A 3,129-nucleotide genomic window follows, 5' to 3' on the forward strand; every position below is an offset into this window, starting at 1 on the left:
AGACCACCTCACTATCGATGTCCTGCGGTACCCGGGCTCTGCAATTCCGCCCGGGCGATCCTGATGGCGCTCGGCCCCTCCGTTCTTTCCCTCTGGGATCTACTAACTGCCAGTACTGCTCTACCGCGTACTGCTGATGATGCGACCTGCTCGGTGACCTGAGGAAGCGTCACTCTTCGGCAGCCAGCCCCGTCGCCCGTCCTGCGACCACTGCTCTGGCTTAGAACCCCACTGCCGAACCTCCCGGTGCGCGCGCCCGCAGCCGACGCCTTCACCGAGGAACCACGCACATACCTTCACTGCTGAATACCGCGAACTGCACCTACAGGTACTGCCACTGCATCAACTGCGGTCCTGCTCACGGCGGCCCCTGATCACTGCGAGCCACCCGGTCCGGTCGTCAGCCCCGTCGCCGTCCTGCAACAACCCTGGCTCCGAAACTCCACCACCGCACCGCCCTGCGCACTGCAACTGCGGTAATGCTGCCCGGCAGTTCGTCTCTGTCGGGCCTTGTTGATCTCGGCTACGAGAGAAACCATAGCCACACCACCGACCAATGTCTACTCCAGCCAACATAGATTTCTGCGTGGTCGAGGATGAGGTAATCGACCCCGAACAGCGATGGGGGCGGGAGTGGATCCGGGCGAGCGGGCCGCAGTCCGGGCACAAGCCCGGGGCAAGCAGGACCGGGCACGGGCGATCCAGAGACCAGGGGGACCTGATGGACACGATGAGCATCAACCTCGCTACCCTCCGCTCCGCGACGTCCGTCGCCGGCGCACGCGAGAGCGCCCGGGGCTTCCTCGACGGGCTCGTTCCGGCGATCGCGGCCGGGGCCGCCGACACGGTGGTCCTGGTCGTCTCGGGTCCGGGCAATATGCGTGAGCGGCAGGACGAGGCTTTATTTGCCGCTGTCTGTCCCGCCTCGCTCGTTGACCCGGCAAAGTCGCCTTGACCGTCACACCCCGGAGGCACGCATGGCACGTCAAAAGCCCGGCTCACAGGTGAGGATCACCATGGCAGCCTGGTTCCAAGAAGTCGTCGGAGACCCTTGCCAGCTACCCCCTGAGCGGCTCAAAGGCAGACAACTCGCCCTCCTGCACGCGATGGAGAATGGCGGGCCCGAGACGATCCGGGAGCTGATCGAGTCCTGGGGCCTGGTCTGGAAGGTCGGCCAGCACGGCGGCCTCACGGTCGACGTACCGGACGACACCGGCTGAGCTTGTCCTATCATCGAGCCGAGTCCGCAGGCGCTTGCACTCCTATGCCCCACTGGCGTGCGGGATCCCTTGTCCGCTGACGATGATGAGCAGCGGCGGCCCGGACCGGCTCCACCCTTTTCGAAGTCCCGGGCCGCCCCCTTGATGCCCGGTGGGCCCGGTGGCGGCTTCTGGTCCGCGGGGAACGTGACCGGGCTCTGGCACACAAGACGGCGGGCTGCGCCGGCGGCCGAGGCGGTCATCCTGGCGGAAGAACGACAAGACGGCCGGCGGCCTGCCACGAGATACCGCGCGCGGCCGGCCCGCCTCCCTCATGCGTGACCACGGGACGAAAGGCAGATCACCCCTTGTGCACGCCGTCTTGCCACACGTGGTTCGGTGACTTGTCTGGTCAGCGGATCGGGGGCACCCGTAATCTCAAGGACGGTCCGGCCCTGACAACGCTCTGGCAAGGCCAGACCACCCAGCGAAGCCGCGGCTAGTCCGGGTCAGGTGCGGAAGCGGGAGCGCCAGCCTTCTGCGCGGGAGCCTCTTCCTCTGCCTGCTCGCGGAGGCGCTCCTGTTCCTGGCGCTCGTGTTCGTCGGCTTCGGCCTGCTTCTGGGCGGCGATGGCCCGATCCTGGCAGTCCTCGCACAGATGCGGGTGGGGCTCGCGCGACCGGTCCCAGTCCTGTACGTCGACTGCCGTCCATCGTTCGTCGGTGAACTTGTGGCCGCTACGTACACACGGGCCGCCGCGACTCTCGCTCTGCCGCTTCCCGCTCGTCACGGCGCTGCTGCACCTGCCTGGCGGCGAAGGGTGCGGGCGGCGTCCCGGCGCGGGTTGCCGATCGCGTCCAGCAGCGGCTGGCGTCCTTTGCGGCCGAACCGCCAGAAGGCGGGGCCGGCCGGGCCGTGCTCGCGCAGCACCTCCAGCGTGGTCGCCACGATCGGGATGCAGGTGTCGCGGGCTGCTGCGCTCCTACTGCCGCAGAACCGGCTGGCTCGACTTGTCCCTCATGGTCGCCGACCGCGCCATCCGGGCCGCCCCGCTCGCCGAGCAGGCCGGCGAAGGCAACGTCGCCAGGAGGTCTTCGGTCCCACCAACGTCGCCCTGCACGGCACTCGGGTGGAGATCCACCCGGTCAACCAGCTGCTGGTCGACCGGCCCCGCCAGCGGGTGGTGGAGTTCCGCACGCTCAAACGTGCGCCGCTGGGACCGCATCGTCGCGGCGTGGGCGGCCGGTGACGACCAGGAGTTGGACAACGCGTGGGTGAACCAGGTCATCGACCTGGGCTCCCAGTGGGGCCAGTACGAGTACGTGACCAACGTTGACTTCGCCGCATGAGGCGAGCTGAGGCCGAAGTCGTTGCCGGGACCGGGAGGGCGCCCAGTTTGTAAGCACTTCTTTGGGGGTCTGCCGACACTCCGGTTGGAGTTCGGCTGGCGGGTGCCCCTTCAACGGCGCGGTGGCGGCTCACTCCCGCCTGCGCGCGGAGGGCCCGGCGACGCTTGGCACCGGATTCCGCGAAGCCGACCGGGACTGATCATGCTCAAGGTCAGGGCCATACCTTGGCTTGGGCGCGGCCCGAATCGCCGCCTGAGTCGGCCAGGCTGCTCGGCGCTGGCGGCGATGTTCGATGCCTGCTCTGGGTGACGCAGCAAGCCGTTCGGCTGCAGAGCTCTGCCTGCTCGCTGTCGGTAGGCTCTCGGCCGACGCCGTCTATGGCGTGCTCGCCTCGACTGCGGATCCTGCTGTGCGCCGAGGTTGCCTTGACGGTGACTGTGTTGATGCCGAACGGGCTTGCCTGCGTCCAGAAGTGGGGGGGGGGGGGCGGCCGGGGCGAGCGGGGCCGCCGGGCGGTGGGGGGGGGGTGGGAGAGGGCGGGCCAGGCCGCGGCGCGCTCCCACCGCCCCACGAGACACCCC

Annotated in this window: 5 protein-coding genes; 3 read left to right on the forward strand and 2 right to left on the reverse strand. The window is 68.7% G+C overall.

The genetic code is table 11. From position 1 onward, the window contains the following. Positions 1-721 precede the first annotated feature (721 nt). Both ACFXGX_RS33790 and ACFXGX_RS33795 read left to right on the forward strand, forming a co-directional pair. Positions 722-955: a hypothetical protein gene (locus ACFXGX_RS33790; protein ID WP_384799043.1), complete on the forward strand. Its 234-nt coding sequence runs from the start codon at positions 722-724 to the stop codon at positions 953-955. A 61-nt stretch (positions 956-1,016) separates the two neighbouring features. Beyond that, positions 1,017-1,220 carry a hypothetical protein gene (locus ACFXGX_RS33795; protein WP_384791878.1) on the forward strand — a complete coding sequence of 68 codons (204 nt, stop codon included), beginning with the start codon at positions 1,017-1,019 and terminating at the stop codon, positions 1,218-1,220. A 478-nt stretch (positions 1,221-1,698) separates the two neighbouring features. Here ACFXGX_RS33795 and ACFXGX_RS33800 read toward each other — a convergent pair whose 3' ends face one another. Continuing rightward, on the reverse strand, positions 1,699-1,989 hold the full coding sequence (locus tag ACFXGX_RS33800) for a hypothetical protein (protein WP_384799046.1): 291 nt from the start codon (positions 1,987-1,989) through the stop codon (positions 1,699-1,701). Then, positions 1,986-2,147 carry a hypothetical protein gene (locus ACFXGX_RS33805; protein WP_384799049.1) on the reverse strand — a complete coding sequence of 54 codons (162 nt, stop codon included), beginning with the start codon at positions 2,145-2,147 and terminating at the stop codon, positions 1,986-1,988. The genes ACFXGX_RS33800 and ACFXGX_RS33805 overlap by 4 nt, the downstream gene beginning before the upstream one ends. A 257-nt stretch (positions 2,148-2,404) precedes the next feature. Here ACFXGX_RS33805 and ACFXGX_RS33810 point away from each other — a divergent pair, with 257 nt between their 5' ends. Continuing rightward, on the forward strand, positions 2,405-2,548 hold the full coding sequence (locus tag ACFXGX_RS33810) for a hypothetical protein (protein ID WP_384799052.1): 144 nt from the start codon (positions 2,405-2,407) through the stop codon (positions 2,546-2,548). Positions 2,549-3,129: the final 581 nt, after the last annotated feature.

It is taken from the genome of Streptomyces sp. NPDC059371, assembly GCF_042751995.1.
GTDB lineage: Bacteria > Actinomycetota > Actinomycetes > Streptomycetales > Streptomycetaceae > Streptomyces.

Coding starts and splice junctions, on each gene's coding strand:
- ACFXGX_RS33790 (WP_384799043.1), top strand. CDS start 722: ATGGACACGATGAGCATCAACCTCGCTACCCTCCGCTCCGCGACGTCC.
- ACFXGX_RS33795 (WP_384791878.1), top strand. CDS start 1,017: ATGGCAGCCTGGTTCCAAGAAGTCGTCGGAGACCCTTGCCAGCTACCC.